Origin of the sequence: Sphaerochaeta pleomorpha str. Grapes, from assembly GCF_000236685.1 — a bacterium.
Lineage (GTDB): Bacteria > Spirochaetota > Spirochaetia > Sphaerochaetales > Sphaerochaetaceae > Sphaerochaeta > Sphaerochaeta pleomorpha.
Map to the genome: position 1 here is coordinate 1,524,600 of NC_016633.1, position 17,630 is coordinate 1,542,229.

Genomic DNA, 17,630 nt, shown 5'->3' on the forward strand with positions numbered 1-17,630 from the left:
TCCTTATTCTTTATTCAGACAGCTTTTTCAAACTGGCTATTATACAAAGATGCATAAAACCCATTCTTTGCCAAAAGATCGTTGTGCGTGCCCTGCTCCACGATATCGCCATCATTCATTACCAAGATTAAATCTGCATTCTTGATCGTAGACAGCCGATGGGCGATGATAAAACTCGTACGGTTCTCCATGAGGGTATCCATGGCCTTCTGGATCAAGATTTCGGTTCGGGTGTCGACACTGCTCGTTGCTTCATCAAGGATGAGAATCTTCGGATCGGCCAGAATGGCCCTGGCAATGGTCAGCAATTGCTTCTGCCCTTGGGATATATTGTTTGCCTCTTCATTCAGCACCTGCGAATATCCATCGGGCAACGTTCGCACAAAGTGATCAACCTGGGCTGCAATGGCAGCTTCCTTCACTTCTTCATCAGTCGAACCGAGTTTTCCGTAGCGGATATTGTCGGCAATGGTACCGTTGAAGAGCCAGGTATCCTGTAGGACCATACCAAAAAGGGAGCGGAGTTCGCCCCGCTTGAAGTTCTTGATATCGCGTCCGTCAATCAGGATTGCGCCGTTATCGACATCATAATATCGCATCAAAAGCTTTACCATAGTTGTTTTTCCAGCACCGGTAGGACCTACGATGGCAATTTTCTGTCCAGGCATAACCGACGCGCTAAAATTATGGATGACCGTTTTGTCAGGGGTATATCCAAAAGAAACCCTATCGAAACAAATATTTCCATCCACATGCACCACAAGGTCAGTGTCACTGATAGTATCGTCATTTTGAATTGACAAGGCATGTTCGGTTTCCCTCAGTTCCTCTTTTTCCCCAAGGAATTCAAAGACTCTCTCTGCCGCGGCCGCTGTCTGCTGGAGAATATTGGAAATATTTGCAATCTGGGAAATTGGCTGGTTGAATGAGCGCACATACTGGATGAAGGCCTGGATTCCCCCAACGGTCATCGTACCGTTTGCGGCAAAATATCCTCCGAAGATACAGATGGAAACATAGGAAAGGTTCCCGATAAACATAATTATGGGCATCATGAGCCCGGAAAGGAAATTCGATTTCCATGCCGAATCATACAGGGCTTCGTTATAGTCCTTGAAAATCCTTGCAGAATCCTCTTCCCCGTTAAACGCCTTGACCACTACATGTCCTGAAAGCATCTCCTCGACATGTCCGTTTACCTTACCGAGATACTTCTGCTGGGCCTTGAAGTGTTTCTGCGATTTTTTGACAATTCTCACTACCACCACAAGGGAAACAGGAATCACCACCAAGGCAATCAGGGTCAGGCGCCAGCTAATGGAAAACATCATGATTCCGATCCCGATAATCGAGGTAACGGAGGTAATGATCTGGGTCATACTCTGGTTCATTGTCTGGCTGATAGTATCGACGTCATTGGTAATTCGGCTAAGCACTTCACCATGGGTTGTCTTGTCATAATAACCAAGAGGCAGACTGTGCATTTTCTCACTGATGTTGTTTCTGAGCCTAAAGGTAACCTTTGCGGTTATGCCTGACATCACAAACCCCTGCAGATACATGAAGACAGCACTGGTGACGTACAGGACAACCAGAAAGAGGATAATCTCCCCTATCCTTGAAAAGTCGATACTGCCACTCCCGGCAATCTTTGCCATCATGCCGGTAAACAATACATCGGTAGCCTGACCCAACATTTTTGGTCCGATAATCGTAAAGACAGTGGATAGTACGGCAAGAATCCAGACAATCAGAATCATCCAGACATATTTGCCGAGGTACCCGATCAATTTAGCCATAGTACCGGAGAAATCTTTTGCCTTTTCCCCTGCCATCATACCATGCCTTCCCGGTCCTCCGCCTATGGGACCACGGCCCAGGGGACCTTTCTGAGAATTGGTTTTTGGTTCGTTTGAATTCTGGCTCATGCAAGTTCCTCCTCACTAAGCTGCGAAGATGCAATCTCATAATACTGCGGACATTTTTCCAGCAGTTCTGAGTGGGTTCCCTTCCCGACGATTTTCCCTTCATCAAGCACGATAATCTGCTCTGCTTTCATGATGGTACTTACCCGCTGGGCAATTATGAGAACGGTACTTGTACCAGTATGTTCTTTCAGGGCTTTTCGCAGCTTCATATCTGTCTTGAAATCCAAGGCAGAAAAGCTGTCGTCGAAAATGAAAACCTCGGGGTTCTTTATCAAGGCCCTGGCTATGGATAGCCTCTGTTTCTGCCCTCCTGAGACATTGGAACCACCTTGGGAAATCTCTGAAGCGAAGCCTTCGCTCTTCTCATTGATAAAATCCATAGCCTGGGCTACCGTGGCTGCAGTCTGCACTTCTTCCTCAGTGGCATCTTTCTTCCCATACAGTAAGTTCGAGGCTATGGTACCGGAAAGGAGAATGCCCTTCTGGGGGACATACCCGATCTTGTCACGCAAATCTTTCTGGCGTACCTGCCGGATATCAACGCCATCCAAAAGGATTGCACCTTCGGTGACATCATAAAAGCGCATGGCCATATTGGCTATGGTCGATTTTCCAGAACCGGTCGATCCGATAATGGCCGTCATTTTCCCAGGTTCTGCTACGAAGGAAATATCCTGCAAGGCATCTTCTTCAGCCCCATGATACCTAAAAGATACATTCCTGAATTCCAGTAGGCCCTTTTTCTGTTCATCGAAGGCTTGGCTCTCTTTAGGATCTACGATGGAATTCTCGGTTTCCAGGATCTCAGCGATGCGGGTTGCCGAAACTACTGCACGAGGGGCAAGGATAAACATCATCGAAAGCATGAGGAAGGCCATGATTATCTGCATGGAATATTGCATGAAAGCCATCATGTCGCCTACTTGCAATGCCGAGTTGGCAATCTGACGGGCCCCTACCCAGACAATGGCCAAAGAAACCCCGCTCATCACCAAAGTCATGAGCGGAAAGAGCAAAGACATTACCCTATTTACAAAGAGGGTGGTACCTGTCAGGTTGTCATTGGCAACTTCGAACCGTTTTTTCTCATAGTCCTGTGTCCCAAAGGAACGGATGACCATCAGACCAGTGAGGTTTTCCCGCGAAACCAGGTTCAATTTATCTACCAGGATTTGGATTGCCTTGAACTTAGGCATGACGATTGACATCAAAACCATGATGGTCCCGATGAGAACAAGGCAGGCAACCGCGATAATCCAACTCATGGAAACGGATTTGTCCAAAGCCATGATAACCCCTCCGATACCAATGATCGGGGCATAGCAAATCATCCGGATTCCCATCATAAAGAAACGCTGGATCTGGGTTATGTCGTTTGTACACCTTGTAATAAGGGAAGCAGATGAAAACTTGTCAAATTCATTGTTCGAAAAACTTTCAATCTTCTCAAATACGTCTTTTCTAAGATTCTTTGCAATTCTTGCTGCAATTCGGGATGATAGAAAGCTAACCATGATAGTTGCAAGCCCCCCCAACAGGGCAATGAGCAACATCTTCACCCCGATTGCCAGAATGTAGGCAGACTGGGTCGAACGCATATCGGCACCCAATTCAACAAGGAATAGTTGCGATAACATTATTCCACTTTGGTTGCGTATAGTTTCATTGCTTTCCAAGGCTTTCTGATGGGCTGTTTCCAGAACTTGGGGAGGTAATTGGCTGATCAACGGGAGGATCTGGTAGAGCTTTGAAATATCCATAGTTGAAATTTGCATCCCCGTTTCGCTGCCCGACTGGCTACCCATTGCCTGGAGGCTGTTGATCATTGTCCAGGTTGCAATCCCGAAAGCAGCATCAAGACGAGAGGAATCATTGCTATCCTGCATTTCTTTCACATAGAACTGTACCCCTGCCTGTGGATAGAGTTGCGCATAGGAATTGTCATCCTTTGCTACCAGCCGATAGTTTGTAGAGACCAACTCTTTTTCCCCAGAATCCATGAATGTGGTAATCAGTTGCATTCCTTCTTGGCTGATGGCCTCAGGGGAGGCATGCTCCAACCCGTTTTGCTGAAGTCCTACATTCACGATATCCGACATGAGGTTCGGAAGATTAAGTTCACAGATTGCCTGCACAAAAAGAATTGCAAGGGTTATCAAGAAACCAATTGCGAAAGGCTTCAAATATTTTACCAGTTTAATCAAGGTGTTCTTCCTTCTTGTCATCCTGAGGAGAAATATCCTTCAGGTCTTCGGTTATATCGGTCAGTCGGGCTACAAGGGAGATGAACTGTCGGGTATTCTCTTCGCCGAACCGTGCAATAGCCTGGTTTACCAGATTGTTGAAATTAGTCTTTCCCTGTTTGAGAACTTCCTCACCATCTGCTGTAAGGGTAACTACAATTCTTCTACGGTCATTCTTGTCGATTTCCCGATGTACATACCCTTTTTTCTCAAGCGAATTGAGCATCTGGGACACTGCAGGTTTGGTAAATTGCGGATGATTCTGCATTTCTGAGGCAGATATATCGGTACTGGAACAGGGCATATCACGAGAAATCCTTTCCATGACAAAGAATTCACCCATGTTGATCCCACAGCAAGGGAGGAAACTTCTCCCTACCTTCTTGAATCGGTGCATGGCAGCGATGAACTCTTCTTTCAATAAAACATCCATTTTTATTTGCATCCTTAACTATTAAATACTATAACTATTAAACATAGTACAAATAATACTGAATACCAGTGACTGAAGACAAGATGTTTCTTATGGTTTTTTATGTAGATTGCTGGGCTACGAGTATTGGAAGCCCAAGCAACCATTTCTGAGACAAAAACCTCCCCCGTCAGAAAAGGGGGAGGAACCTGTAATTATCGAAGAAGAACATTGTTGCTAGGCTTTTTTCGTAATAGGTTTCAACGCTTCATAGATTAATCGGAAAGTTTCATAAGGACGTCCATACCTTGCATGATTTTCCACTGAAAAAGGAATGGTAATCGTTTCCTCAAGAAAACGGTCTGCAACCTTTTCCTCCATAAGGCCACATCCTATACCAGCCAGCAGGGCAGCTCCCAGACAAGACCCAGGATTGTGTTTTACATACTGTAAATCAAACCCTGTCACATCGGCCATTATTGAACGCCAGAGGGTACTTTTGGACCCCCCGTTGGTTATGAACACCCGTTGTATAGGTAACCCAAGTTCAGTAAAAACTTCAATATGATGACGAAAACTAAAGGCTACCGATTCAAGCATTGCCCGATAAACGTGATCTTTGGAATGGGAGAGAGACAACCCATAGATAACTCCTTTTGCATCGACATCGAACAAGGGCGTTTTCTCTCCTAGAAAATACGGGAGGATTACAACCCCCTCGGAACCGGGGGGGACAACAGAGGCCCGTTCATCCATCACCGTAAAATCGGCAAAGGAAAATTCTTTTTGGAACCATTTGAGCATTGAGCCGCTACTGGCAGTACAGCCATTGAGCAGATATGGGACACCTGAACTGCAACCGTAATCAATAAATAGCCGGTTGTCCGTGACCAGATGATCCAAGGCAAGCAGAATATCCCCGGCTCCACCGAGTTTGAAAACGAGATCCCCTGCTCTCCTAGCTCCGGTACAGAAGGAAGAGGCTACATGGTCTGCAGTCCCTGCGATTACCGGAATTCCTGCCCTAAGTCCTGTCAATTGCTCAATTTTAGAGGTTGTAGAGCCAATAATATCAGTCGAGTTTGAAACGGGAGGAAGCCATTTGCTATCCACACCCCCGAGTTGCATGATTTCTTCCAGCCAGGAATCTTCGGATAAATCCCACATGCCACTTTCCAGAGCCCAGTTATGTTCGACCTGGACAACCCCGGTCAAGAGAAACGCCAGATAGTCGTAAGAACCCAGAATATAGCGTATCTGCTTTATTATTTGTGGATGATGTCTGGTAATCCAGAGGATTTTAGGGAAAATATGCTGCTGGTTGACACGGTTTCCTGTTTTTGAAAAAAACCAGTCAGAATCAAGCTGAGATTCCAATTCAGCTATTTCTTTTTCTGAGCGAATATCATTCTGCTGGATTGAATGCATCAAAGGTTTCTTATCATTGCCTAAGGCGATTAAGGCAGGAACCATTCCCGTAACACCAATTGCCCTGATTTTTTCCGTATCCGTTGCCGAAACAACCTCACGCAATAAATCATACATATGGTTTTCCCAAATCATCGGGTCTTCTTCTGCATAACCAGGTTTCGGACTCAAAAGGTCATGGGGTTTTGTCCAAGTTCCTAGTATCTCACCTGTAGCAGACACCAAGATCATTTTGATGGCAGTGGTACCGATATCGATTCCCAAAGAAAAAGCTTCATTCATTATTCAGTATTCTCCCTATCCTTGCCAGTTTGCATGGATTACTGTTCCATTCTCCGGAGCAACTCAGTAGTTGCCTTTTCTAAATCCTGTGAACATTGACCCATATCTAGCGTCTGGAGGATTTTGTCTTTCATCAGCCAAACACCATCGACCATTGTATGGGTAACACTTAGGCCTGATACGGAATAAACGAGTTGCGTATAGAAATCTTGCCCGCAAAGAGGTCCCCAGCCAATATCGCCAAGGTCTAGTGCAATGATGTCTGCTTTCTTCCCTGCTTCAAGAGAACCAATCTCATGTTCTTTTCCCAAGGCCTTAGCTCCTCCTTGGGTAGCCATCATTACCAAATCCTGGGCAGTGATGGCTTTGACATCCTGCTCACGATGAATAATCAGCTTTCCAGCGGTCCCCATTTCACCAAACATATCATAACTATTCGAATTGCACACATTATCTGTTCCCAGTACAACAGTAAGACCTGCTTCCCTCATGGCTTTCACGGGAGCAGCAGGAAAACCACTTCTCATAGCAGCAGATGGAGCCATTACTGGGAAAAACGGGTGTTTTGCAAGTAACTCAATATCTTCTTGGCCAATGGTTATCGAATGGGCAGCCAGAATAGGTATATCCAAGATACCGATTTCTTCCATTTTTTGGGCTGCGGAGCATCCAAATCGAGGTATACAATAATCATTCTCTTCATTACTTGTTGCAAAATGAATATGAAATCCTGAATTATATTTCTTCGCTAAGGCAATCTCACGCTTGATTAGCTCCAAGCTATTGTCCACGAAAAAAGCATGGGGACCAACCCATCCAGTAATGCGGCTATTGTCTTTTGCCATTTCCAAAAATGATTCACATTTTACAAGTTCTCTCTCCCGTGAGGTGGCATCCCCTAGTTCCACAATTCCATAGGCCAGCACACCACGCAAGCCTGATTTTTCAACCTGCTCAAAAATTTTGTCTGTGTAAAAATATTGGTCAGCAAAACAAGTCGTACCGGTACGGATCATTTCGGCACAGGAAATGGGAGTAGTGAGACTTGCCATCTGCCCATCTGCAAACGATTCATAGCGTCTGAGCGTATTGAGAAACCCATCCATGGTAAACAGGGAGACTCCTTCACACATTCCCCTGGTGAGAACCATGGGGGTATGGTTATGACAGTTCACCAGCCCTGGCATGAGCAACCGATTCCCCAATTGTATTACCTCATCTTCAGGTCCAAAGGGGAAAGAACCCTCTCCTACCTCCATGATGGTATTTCCTTGTATTACGACGAACCCTGGGTTATATATACGAAATGACAAATCCATGGTTAACACATATTTTGCTTCAAGAACTGTTCTCTTAGGCATTTTGCCCTCCATTTTTCTGATTAGTGAAGTGAATTACGGCTTTTTCGTATCTTGGCTTTATAGGAAACAATACCGAGAATTGCCAAAGTCATGAAATATGGCAGAATTTGGATGATATAGGGTGGAATCTTTGTAACATTCTGCAATCGAAGGGCAACTGCATCTGCTACACCAAAGAACAACCCGGCCAAGAAAGAACCTCCGGGATTATTAAAACCAAACAAAGCGGCGGCATTGCCCAGCCATCCCCTACCACTACTCATATCCCTGGTAAACAAGGTCAGATGACCTACCGAGAGAAAAGCTCCCCCCAGACATGCCATTGCTCCACTGAGTATTAAAGCTGAGTATTGAACGTTTTTGACAGATATCCCAACGGATTTTGCAGCATCTGGATTTTCTCCGACTGCTTTGAGATGTCTTCCATATTTAGTTTTCCCAAAAACAATTATCATGCATATTGCCAGAATCCAAGTTACATACACAATACTATTATACCCAGAAAATAGTTTTCCTATCAGGGGAATCTTAGATAACAAAGGCAGGGAATAGGAAGGTAATTGAACAATGCTTGCATCAGACCACGTACCTGACTGATGGAAGATAGCCCTCATTAAAAAGACGGTAGTCTCACTGGCAAGCATATTGATTGCAATAGACAAAATAACAAGATTGACTCGAAAACTTGTATGCAACCAGGCAAAAAACCAACCCATTAAGGCACCGAACCCCATTGAGACAAGAACCCCTAAGTAGGTAGCCAAAACCGGATGGATGACCCCAAAGGCAGTATGGTTCCTAAATAAATACGTCGCCACGATTGCAACAAAGGAACCCCAAAGCATTTCTCCCTCAATGGCAAGGTTCAACACACCGGCTTTGTTACATAAAGCTGCTGCAAGTGCTGCCAAAATAACTGGAGTGGCAAGCCTTAGCGAGCTACTAAGGAGATTCATGGTAAAAAAATCCAATAAAGCATTCATTGTGCCGACTCCTTTTTCCCTCTGATGTTTTTATACGATCTCTGGAAAAAATTGCTCACTTTTTTACAGGTCATTTCAACAACCGGTCTATATACATTCTCAGTTGCAACGAAGAAAATAATCAGAGCAATGAGAACACCCCCTAGCTCCCTAGGTATTTTAAGGTTTATCTGGAGCCCTAATTGGGCACCCTGCCGTATTCCAGCGAGAAGGATAGCAACTAGCATTACTCCAAAAGGATGGGAACCTCCAAGCATTGCAACACTAAGGCCATCAAAGCCAAGGCCGGAAGAAAAACCGGTCATAATCCTATGGTAATTGCCCAAAATCTCCATGCATCCGGCAAGACCAGCGAGCCCTCCTCCTATGAACATGGTACGAAGGACGACACGCTCAGATTTTATGCCACCATACCTGGCAAACATCGGGGCTTTACCAACCATTCTCATTTCATAGCCCCCAGGGGTTTTCCAGATATATAGATACGAAAGGATTACCAGAAGTATTGCTATCACAAAGGAGATTCCCCACCGTGAACCTTTCACAAATTGAGGTAACCAGAGTGCTTGATCAAGTACCGCAGACTGGGCTTTTTGCCCGGCATCAGCCCGTAGGGGAAAGGCTACAAGATATTCCAAAGCTAACGTAGCTATGTTGTTCAGCATAATTGAAGAAATAATCTCGTTAACCCCTAGCTTTACCTTCAACAACCCTGGTATCAAACCATAGAGACCACCAGCTAGGATTGAAGCGGCAATAATAACAGGAACCATTAGATAAGGAGGAAGATTGAGTTGAATTCCCAGCCATGCCGCCATAACAGCCCCAAAAACATATTGCCCTTCCTGCGCAATACAAAACACGCCAACCCGAAAACCGTACATTGCAGCCAGACCAGTCAAGATCAAGGGTGTCGACTGACCCAAGGTAATCAGCAAGGGCCAGACTTTCCCTGAAAACCCGAACGCACCGGAAACTAGAACCTTAAAGGCTTTCAACGGAGAAACCCCGGTTAAAGCAATTAATATAAAAGAGAAGGCTATTCCGAGCAAAATTGCGGTTATCGAGACAAAAACAGCACTTCCAAATCTCTTTCCTCTTTTCATATTGATATGCCTCCAACCATTAACAGGCCGATAGTTTGTTCGTTAATTTCAGAGCCCTGCAATTCCCCCTGAATTTTTCCTGAATACATTACGCCTACGCGGTCACTAAGTGAAAGAATTTCCTCAAGTTCAACGGAAACAAGCAGTACAGCGACCCCTGCATCCCTCTGCTCGACTATCATTCTATGAACAAACTCAATGCTACCTACATCAAGCCCTCTCGTCGGTTGATTGACTATCAGTAACTTGGGATTAGTCGCCAGTTCACGTCCTAACACTACTTTCTGCATATTTCCACCACTCAGCTTAATCACAGGACTATCAATGGTCGCTCCTGCTATGGAATAGGAATCAATAATCTGCTGTGCATGAATATTGCATACCTCTTCGTTTAGCAAACAGCCTCTTCGGAACTCTTTTCTATCTTCAAATCCAAGCAAAGTATTTTCAGAAACTGAGGCTTCAGGATTTAGCCCCATTGCAAGCCGGTCTTCAGGGACATGGGCAATCCCTTCTTTTCGCCTTCCTTGTACAGTCATCAGGGAAATATCCTTTCCAAGAAGACGTATTTTCCCTGATGTTGGCTGTATCATTCCGCAAATGCAGGAAACCAAAGCATCCTGACCATTGCCACTCACTCCTGCTACACCATAGATTTCACCTGAGCGAATCTGCATCGATACTGAATCCAACTTTACAATTCCGCTTCCATTACGGAATCGTAGGTTTTCAACAGAAAGGACGATATCTTTGGGCTCGGCTTTTTTCTTAAAGACCTGTAGAACCACATCTCTGCCAACCATCATATTTGCAAGATCTGCTATGGAGGTCTCCTTTGTTTCCCGCGTACCAATCACCATACCTTTTCGCATTACAGTTATTCGGTCGGAAACATCCAAGACTTCCTGCAATTTATGGCTTATGAACAAGATGGTCGTTCCATTTTTTGCCAATCCCCGAAGGGTCTGGAGAAATTCCTTGACCTCTGAGGGGGTAAGCACGGCAGTCGGCTCATCAAGAATGAGAATCTTGACATTACGGGCAAGCATCTTGAGAATTTCCAGTCTCTGAAGAAGCCCTACAGGCAGTGTTTCAGTTATGGCATCAGGATCGATGGGCAAATGATACTTCCGGGATAATTCCTTGACGAAGGCAATTTCTTTTCGATGGTTGAGTAACCCAAGACGAGTAGTTTCCATCCCCAGCACAACATTCTCTGCTACAGTAAAGGAATTCACCACCATAAAATGCTGATGTACCATACCTATTCCTGTCTCGATAGCCTCAGAAGGGTTTTTAAAATGGACAGGATCTCCACCCACATAGATAGTACCGTTATCAGCCTGTTCCAGACCAAACAGAATGTTCATGAGCGTAGATTTTCCAGCTCCGTTTTCTCCACAGATAGCATGGATTTCTCCCTCTACAATGGAAAAGCTTACAGCATGGTTTGCCTGTACATTTGTTTCGGAATAGAATCGACTTATATTCTCAAACTTAATCACTTCTTTCATGCGAACTCCCTATAAAAACAGCCCCCCTCCCATATAGTTTGGGATGGAGGCATTGAATGGGAAAATATTACTTGAGAGATTCCCAGAGAGGTTCGGTTAATGCATCATATACCTTATACTCACCGCTCAGAATCTTTGCCCGATAATCAGCAGCGACCTTCTGGATTTCAGGAAGTTTAGCTACCATATCGGAAGGTCCTTTGTCAGCAAAGGTAGTTACACCCGTATCCCAGGAAAGTCCTGTTGCCCCATCTTCCATATCAAGGGTACGGAAGCCCCCCTGGAAAGTTCCTTGTACATATTCTTTGATTAAATCATAGGTACTGTTATCTACCCTTTTGATTACAGAGGTAATGATATGCCCTGGATAAAATCCATCCTGGACATTGTCTACCCCGATAGCAAACAGATTACGCTCTGCAGCGGCAGCAAGAACACCTTCTCCAGAAAGTCCACAGACCTGATAAAGAATGTCACAGCCTTCATCATACAAGGCGATTGCGCTTTCTTTTCCCAGGGTAGGGTTCGAAAAATCGAATCCAAGATAGTTTACATACACCTTACATTCGGGATTAACAGCGAGAACACCTTGCTTAAAGCCATAGTAGAACTGATTGATACCAGGGGCATCACCACCGCAGACTACACCGACTTTATCAGTCTTTGTAAGCATACCGCTCACAACACCCGCTAGGAAACTGGATTTATTCACATTGATTAAGAGGGAAGCAAGGTTCGAAGGAAGTTTTTCTGCAAACAGTTCGCTTGGGGATCCAAACAACTGTTCAGGATATTCAGTTGCCAAATCCAGCATCATTTGAGTGTCCAGTCCAACTCCAAGAATCAAGTCATATCCTTTATTAATGGCACTTCGCATTGCTGTTTCGTGCTCATGGACCCCTTGGGTCTCAATTAAATCTACTTTGACAGGCAATTCCTTATTTGCCCGTTCAACTCCAATTGCAGCGCTATCACAGAAAGAACGATCCCCAAGGGGGCTGGGAAGGACAACAGCAACTGTAATCAGGTCTTTTTCGGCTTCTACTGCAGCTGATTCCTTTGCTCCACTTGCAAAAAGTGAAATAGAGGCTGCCAGAACCATGAGCACAACAAAACAGAACTTTTTTTTCATTTTCTCATCTCCCATAGATATTATTTCCTGAATGCCGTAACGACATCCATGAATCTCAATACTTCTTCCTTGTCGACCATCTCAAAAAAATCCCCATTCCGTTTGAAAGCCGACCCAACTACAGCACCATCAACCACTGACAATTTCGATGCAACACTCTCAACGGTACATCCGGTATTTGCGAAGACAGGAGTATCAGGTACCGCTTCTGCAACCCGGGCCAGTAATTCAGAAGAAGTCTCAGCCCCTGCAGTTCTCCCAGAGATACAGAGGATATCAGGCTGATGATTGAAAACTGTTGTTTTTGCAATATCCACAAGATCCCTGTTTCCAAGATATACACTTGCCTCTGGGAATATATTGAACATCAGTTTGACAGATTCTCCCCCGATATCACGTCTCCTTCTGGCAATGCTTCCATAGTTGGTATCCCAGAGACCAAAGTCACTAGCATAGACTCCGCTAAATATCTCACGAACAAAGGTAGCTCCTGTCACTACGGCAAGTTCAACACTTGCTTTTGCATCCCAAAGAACATTCACCCCATAGGGAATCTTTATCTCGGATTTGATTTCCCCTATTATCCTTCCCATTGCTGCGATCGTTATAGGCTCTACTTTGGTCAGATACGGAAGACTGAACTCATTGGAAAACATTACCGCATCAACACCACCTTCCTGCAATGCAGTCAAGTTCTTCAATGCTCGGTCAACCACCCATTCCATTCCTTTGTTGTTATCATACTTAGGGTCCCCAGGAAGGGGATCAAGATGACACATTGCAATAATGGGTTTTTCGGTCCCATATGCATCTTTCAACCAATTCTTACTCATGTTTCCTCCACAGTGCCAAACTATTTCGGTTGGATCACCGTTATTCCTTGTTGCTGAAATGAATCGCGAAGAGGCTCAGGTACCTTACCGTCGGTAACAACAATATCAAGAACCTCCAGATCACAGATTTTTGCAAATGTGATCTTATTAAATTTAGAATAATCAGCCAAAGCGATAACCTGATGGGAGTTTTCCACCAAGATCCTTTTTACAGCAGCATCCTCTGCATTGTATTCAGTTACCCCTACTTTGCTGTCAATCCCACCAATGCCCATAAAAAATTGGTCAACGTGGATATTCCTCAAAAACTCAAGTGTGTAACTACCTATCAGAGAACCTTCTCCGGGGCGAAGCAATCCTCCAGGTACAATTACCTGTAGGTTGCTATGACTGAGACAGAAATTCATAACCCGAAGGTTAGTGGTGATAATAGTAATCTCTTGATAATCTGCTAGGCTTTGAGCCAACGCCAAGGCTGTTGTCCCACTATCAAGAGCTATGGTAGTGCCTTCCTTAACCAGGGAAGCCGCCAAGCGTGCAATTGTTTGTTTTGCTTCCAAAGAACTGGAAGCACGCAAATCAAACTGTGGTTCCTGGATGCATTTATTAATGGTCATTGCCCCGCCGTGAACCCTACGGATCATCATTTTTTCCTCAAGCGGTTGAAGATCTCGTCGAATTGTCATTTCAGATACCTGCAAACGGGCAGAAAGATCTGCAACAGAAATGAAACCTGATTGATCCAATAACCCAAGGATTACTTGTTGTCTCTTATTCATAATCTCCCTGCTTTGTTCGACTACGCTCACCATGCCTTTTACTTATCATGCATGCAACACAATCTGTCAATAAAAGGTTTTTGTAATGAATCGAGTCTTACATAGTAAAAAAAAAGGAAAAACAACATAGATATAAACAGGATAAATAAGAATGGTTAATCTTACAAATTCATCATTTTTTATATACTAACAGCAATTTTGTTTTAGCAGATTTGAATATTTTATCAAATTTTTCGATAGTATTTTTATTAATTTCTGTGCAGTCTCATTGTAAATAGAGAATAATAATTGAGCTCAAGGAGAAACCAGATGAGCTTTATCGAACATATTTTGGTGTGAATTCGAACATTTACCTTTTTTTGGGTTTTATTTGTGTTAATTCACACAAACTTCAAATTTGATCTTTTGTTGCAATTACAAGCCATTTATGCAACAAAAAAATCTCCCTGATCTCATCTTTCAAAGACCGGGGAGATTGAAGAAATACCCTGACAGAAGTTTAGGCAAAAGACTTTGAGTAAATCTTGAGACAATCCTCATCGGACAATACTACAGGATCGACAGCAAAAAGACCGCCCATGTTGGCTCTGGCATTTGCAACCATAGGAAGCAACTCTTGCTGTGTAATCTGGTAGTCTGACATTTTAAGCGAGTCAACCTGACAGGCTTTCTGCAATTCGACAAGAGCCTGCACAAAATCCATAGGATCCTTTGCATCGGTCTTTCCCATTGCCTTGGCCATATCAACCATTCGCTGGTCACAGGCATGAACCGAAGCCATGTGGGTATAGTATTCACGGCTAATCATGATCAGGCCTGCCCCATGGGGAAGATTTGGATGATAAGCACTCATTGCATGTTCGAGAGAATGTTCAGAGATACAACCCGAGGTCGACTCTACCATACCAGCTAGGGTATTTCCCAGGGCCACATCTTCCCTTGCCTTAAGGTTGCTACCATCTTTCACTGCGGTTTCAAGACTCCGGGCAATAACCTTGATAGCCTCGAGGCTATAAAGGTCGCTGAGTGTATTCGCTGTATTGTTGATATACCCCTCTGTGCTGTGGAACAAGGCATCAAAGCCCTGGTAGGCAGTCAGATGGGGAGGAACCGTAACCATGAGTTCTGGGTCTACGATGCTTAACACAGGGAAGGTCCCGAGGTAGCCCGAACCAATTTTCTCGTTGGTCTCTTCTTTGGTGATTACCAGCCAAGGATCGGCTTCTGTACCGGTTCCTGCAGTCGTAGTGATTGCCACGATGGGAAGAGGCCAGGTTGGGATAGCTTTTTGGCCTCCACTGCCACCACCGATATAATCCCAGAATTCACCTTCATTGGTAGCCATGATTGCAATGGCTTTCGCTGAGTCAATCGTGGAACCACCACCCAGGCCGATTACAAAATCACAGCCGTGCTCTTTGGCAAAGGCTGCTCCTTCGCTCACATGTCTTCTTACTGGATTGGGTAGGATTTTGTCGAACACGACAGATGCCACCTTGGCTTTTTTAAGTTCGTCTTCCACTCTCTGTAAATATCCGTTGGCCCGGGTCGATTTACCGGAAGAAATAACGATCAGGGCTTTCTTTCCAGGCAGGTCCTGTTCATGCAGGTGATTAAGTTGACCAATGCCAAAAAGAACCTTCGTTGGAATGTGATATGTAAATGTCATCGTTGCCTCCAATTTTTAATACCTATTGCTAATATAGGGATTTATAGGCTATTAGGCAAATAAAAACAGTACAGGCTGCCACACCGAAAGGTGCAACAGCCTGTTTCCTATTTACATACGATGAAGGGTCAAGCCATCAGCGAAGGCAGGAACATGGTAACCTGCGGAACGAAGGTGACCAGCATCAGATCGGCAACCATCATCAGGTAGAAAGGCAGAACTGCCTTGGTAGCCTTCTCGATGGATATCTTGCCGATTGAGCAACCTACGAACAGCGCCGAGCCTACCGGGGGAGTCGTGAGACCGATGGCCAGGTTGAGAATCATCATGATGCCGAACTGCACGGGGTCCATGCCCAGGTGCCCTACGATTACCGGGTAGAGGATCGGGGTGCAGATGATGATCAGCGGTGCCATATCCATGATACACCCGAGGACCAGCAGCATGAGGTTGATCATCAACAGCAAAAGAATCCTGTTGTCGGTTATCGTGAGCAGCCCGTTGGTAACTGACTGGGGGATGCGCAAAAACGCCATCAGGTACCCGAACGAACTTGCAGCGGCAATGAGGCTCATTACCATAGCCAAGGTCTTCAGGGAGTTGCGCAGAATCGATTTCATCTGCCTAAGCGGAATCTCCTTGTAGACGAAGAAGGTTATGAGGAACGAATACACTGCGGCAACAGCTGCCGACTCGGTCGCGGTGAACACGCCGGAGACAACCCCGCCCATGATTATGATGATCGTGAACAGGCCCATAACCGCCTCGCGGGCGATTTTAAGCGTTTTCCTCCAGCCGTAGGGCTTTTCCTTGGGGTATTTCCTCAGGTAGGCGATGATTCCTGTCGGGATCATCAGCAGAAGGCCGAGCCCCACACCGGGGATGACCCCGCCGAGGAACAGCTTCCCCACCGATACCCCGCCTCCGGCTGCCATTGCAAAGATAATCATGTTGTGGCTCGGCGGGATGAGGATTCCCTCGCAGGCACTGGTGACCGTAACGGCAACGGCAAAATCCTCGTCGTATCCGTCGTCGACCATCATGGGGATGAGCATGGCACCGATTGACGATACATCAGCTACTGCAGACCCAGAGATGCCACCGAAGAACATCGAGGCAAGGATGTTTACCTGGGCCAGACCACCACGGAAACGTCCGATGAGGGCATTGGCGAACCCGACGAGCCTGCGGGAGATACCGCCCTGGCTCATGATCTCGCCTGAGAGGATGAAAAACGGGATTGCAAGCAGGGAGAAGGAGTTTACTCCGCTTACCAGCCTCTGCACGATGGACATCATCGGGATATGCAAGAACATAGCCGTGAACACCGAGGAGAGGAAGAGGGAGAAGGTGATGGGGAACTTCATGATGAGCATGAAAACAAATGAACCGAGGAGAATGAATGAAGCCATACTTGTATTCATCTGGAATCGCCTCCCTTGAACTTGCAAAAGTCTTCATATACGTGGATAAGGGAATAGGCAACGATGAATACTCCCGAGACAGGCAGGACCAGATAGTTCACCGCATTGGATATATGGGTGGCAGGAAGGAACGACTTGGCGCCATTCACTGTCAGCTTCCAGCCGTAGTAGAACATGATGACCCCTATCAGGATTTCAAGGACATCCTTTGCTGTGTCGAGGGTAAGGAAAAATTTCACGGGCAATTTTTTTGGCAATATGGATACGTTGATGTGGAGGTTCTCCTTGACGCCGAGGGCCATGGCGATAAACGTAAACCAGATGACGATAACCAGGGAAATCTCTTCGGACCAATGGATTCCAGATTTGAACCCGTATCGCAGTACGACATTGAAAAATACGATGACAACCATCGCAAGCAACAACACCATGGCCAGTTTGAGAACCCAATCAAATACGGAGTCAAGAATCTTCTTGAACTGCTCCATGGGATACCTCCAAAAGGATATATATCAAAAAGCGTGGGGTTCCAAAGG

General features: G+C 45.3%; 14 protein-coding genes. All 14 read right to left on the reverse strand.

The window, feature by feature from the left end:
• Nucleotides 1–14: 14 nt before the first annotated feature.
• The 14 genes from SPIGRAPES_RS07005 to SPIGRAPES_RS07070 all read right to left on the reverse strand — a co-directional run bounded on the left by SPIGRAPES_RS07005 (nucleotide 15) and on the right by SPIGRAPES_RS07070 (nucleotide 17,582).
• A complete protein-coding gene (locus SPIGRAPES_RS07005) occupies nucleotides 15–1,928 on the reverse strand; it encodes an ABC transporter ATP-binding protein (RefSeq protein WP_014270071.1) in 1,914 nt (637 codons plus the stop codon).
• Nucleotides 1,925–4,132: an ABC transporter ATP-binding protein gene (locus tag SPIGRAPES_RS07010; protein ID WP_014270072.1), complete on the reverse strand. Its 2,208-nt coding sequence runs from the start codon at nucleotides 4,130–4,132 to the stop codon at nucleotides 1,925–1,927. The genes SPIGRAPES_RS07005 and SPIGRAPES_RS07010 overlap by 4 nt, the downstream gene beginning before the upstream one ends.
• The gene (locus tag SPIGRAPES_RS07015; RefSeq protein WP_014270073.1) at nucleotides 4,125–4,604 is read right to left on the reverse strand and encodes a MarR family winged helix-turn-helix transcriptional regulator; all 480 of its coding nucleotides are present in this window, start codon (nucleotides 4,602–4,604) and stop codon (nucleotides 4,125–4,127) included. The genes SPIGRAPES_RS07010 and SPIGRAPES_RS07015 overlap by 8 nt, the downstream gene beginning before the upstream one ends.
• Nucleotides 4,605–4,820: 216 nt before the next feature.
• Nucleotides 4,821–6,293 (reverse strand): FGGY-family carbohydrate kinase, encoded by a 1,473-nt coding sequence (locus tag SPIGRAPES_RS07020; protein WP_014270074.1) that lies wholly within the window; start codon nucleotides 6,291–6,293, stop codon nucleotides 4,821–4,823.
• 38 nt (nucleotides 6,294–6,331) lie between these two features.
• Nucleotides 6,332–7,654 (reverse strand): amidohydrolase family protein, encoded by a 1,323-nt coding sequence (locus SPIGRAPES_RS07025; RefSeq protein WP_014270075.1) that lies wholly within the window; start codon nucleotides 7,652–7,654, stop codon nucleotides 6,332–6,334.
• 20 nt (nucleotides 7,655–7,674) lie between these two features.
• Nucleotides 7,675–8,637 (reverse strand): ABC transporter permease, encoded by a 963-nt coding sequence (locus SPIGRAPES_RS07030; protein ID WP_014270076.1) that lies wholly within the window; start codon nucleotides 8,635–8,637, stop codon nucleotides 7,675–7,677.
• The gene (locus SPIGRAPES_RS07035; RefSeq protein ID WP_014270077.1) at nucleotides 8,634–9,743 is read right to left on the reverse strand and encodes an ABC transporter permease; all 1,110 of its coding nucleotides are present in this window, start codon (nucleotides 9,741–9,743) and stop codon (nucleotides 8,634–8,636) included. Before SPIGRAPES_RS07035 ends, SPIGRAPES_RS07030 begins: the two co-directional genes overlap by 4 nt.
• Entirely contained in the window at nucleotides 9,740–11,257 is a 1,518-nt protein-coding gene (locus SPIGRAPES_RS07040; protein ID WP_014270078.1) for an ABC transporter ATP-binding protein, read from the reverse strand. The genes SPIGRAPES_RS07035 and SPIGRAPES_RS07040 overlap by 4 nt, the downstream gene beginning before the upstream one ends.
• A gap of 67 nt (nucleotides 11,258–11,324) precedes the next feature.
• Nucleotides 11,325–12,389: a BMP family ABC transporter substrate-binding protein gene (locus SPIGRAPES_RS07045; RefSeq protein WP_014270079.1), complete on the reverse strand. Its 1,065-nt coding sequence runs from the start codon at nucleotides 12,387–12,389 to the stop codon at nucleotides 11,325–11,327.
• A 20-nt stretch (nucleotides 12,390–12,409) separates the two neighbouring features.
• Entirely contained in the window at nucleotides 12,410–13,222 is an 813-nt protein-coding gene (locus tag SPIGRAPES_RS07050) for a BtpA/SgcQ family protein (protein WP_014270080.1), read from the reverse strand.
• A 20-nt stretch (nucleotides 13,223–13,242) separates the two neighbouring features.
• Complete coding sequence (locus SPIGRAPES_RS07055) at nucleotides 13,243–14,001, reverse strand: DeoR/GlpR family DNA-binding transcription regulator (protein WP_014270081.1); 759 nt, start codon at nucleotides 13,999–14,001, stop codon at nucleotides 13,243–13,245.
• A 499-nt stretch (nucleotides 14,002–14,500) separates the two neighbouring features.
• Nucleotides 14,501–15,670, reverse strand: coding sequence for an iron-containing alcohol dehydrogenase (locus tag SPIGRAPES_RS07060; protein WP_014270082.1), 1,170 nt, complete (start codon nucleotides 15,668–15,670; stop codon nucleotides 14,501–14,503).
• A 128-nt stretch (nucleotides 15,671–15,798) separates the two neighbouring features.
• Entirely contained in the window at nucleotides 15,799–17,094 is a 1,296-nt protein-coding gene (locus tag SPIGRAPES_RS07065) for a TRAP transporter large permease (RefSeq protein ID WP_014270083.1), read from the reverse strand.
• Nucleotides 17,091–17,582 carry a TRAP transporter small permease gene (locus SPIGRAPES_RS07070; RefSeq protein ID WP_014270084.1) on the reverse strand — a complete coding sequence of 164 codons (492 nt, stop codon included), beginning with the start codon at nucleotides 17,580–17,582 and terminating at the stop codon, nucleotides 17,091–17,093. The genes SPIGRAPES_RS07065 and SPIGRAPES_RS07070 overlap by 4 nt, the downstream gene beginning before the upstream one ends.
• Between the last annotated feature and the right edge of the window lie 48 nt (nucleotides 17,583–17,630).

Excerpts from the sequence above, each read along its gene's own strand:
- SPIGRAPES_RS07005 (WP_014270071.1), bottom strand. The coding sequence starts at position 1,928 with ATGAGCCAGAATTCAAACGAACCAAAAACCAATTCTCAGAAAGGTCCC.
- SPIGRAPES_RS07030 (WP_014270076.1), bottom strand. The coding sequence starts at position 8,637 with ATGAATGCTTTATTGGATTTTTTTACCATGAATCTCCTTAGTAGCTCG.
- SPIGRAPES_RS07015 (WP_014270073.1), bottom strand. The coding sequence starts at position 4,604 with ATGGATGTTTTATTGAAAGAAGAGTTCATCGCTGCCATGCACCGATTC.
- SPIGRAPES_RS07045 (WP_014270079.1), bottom strand. The coding sequence starts at position 12,389 with ATGAAAAAAAAGTTCTGTTTTGTTGTGCTCATGGTTCTGGCAGCCTCT.
- SPIGRAPES_RS07040 (WP_014270078.1), bottom strand. The coding sequence starts at position 11,257 with ATGAAAGAAGTGATTAAGTTTGAGAATATAAGTCGATTCTATTCCGAA.
- SPIGRAPES_RS07065 (WP_014270083.1), bottom strand. The coding sequence starts at position 17,094 with ATGAATACAAGTATGGCTTCATTCATTCTCCTCGGTTCATTTGTTTTC.
- SPIGRAPES_RS07070 (WP_014270084.1), bottom strand. The coding sequence starts at position 17,582 with ATGGAGCAGTTCAAGAAGATTCTTGACTCCGTATTTGATTGGGTTCTC.
- SPIGRAPES_RS07050 (WP_014270080.1), bottom strand. The coding sequence starts at position 13,222 with ATGAGTAAGAATTGGTTGAAAGATGCATATGGGACCGAAAAACCCATT.
- SPIGRAPES_RS07025 (WP_014270075.1), bottom strand. The coding sequence starts at position 7,654 with ATGCCTAAGAGAACAGTTCTTGAAGCAAAATATGTGTTAACCATGGAT.
- SPIGRAPES_RS07060 (WP_014270082.1), bottom strand. The coding sequence starts at position 15,670 with ATGACATTTACATATCACATTCCAACGAAGGTTCTTTTTGGCATTGGT.
- SPIGRAPES_RS07055 (WP_014270081.1), bottom strand. The coding sequence starts at position 14,001 with ATGAATAAGAGACAACAAGTAATCCTTGGGTTATTGGATCAATCAGGT.
- SPIGRAPES_RS07020 (WP_014270074.1), bottom strand. The coding sequence starts at position 6,293 with ATGAATGAAGCTTTTTCTTTGGGAATCGATATCGGTACCACTGCCATC.
- SPIGRAPES_RS07035 (WP_014270077.1), bottom strand. The coding sequence starts at position 9,743 with ATGAAAAGAGGAAAGAGATTTGGAAGTGCTGTTTTTGTCTCGATAACC.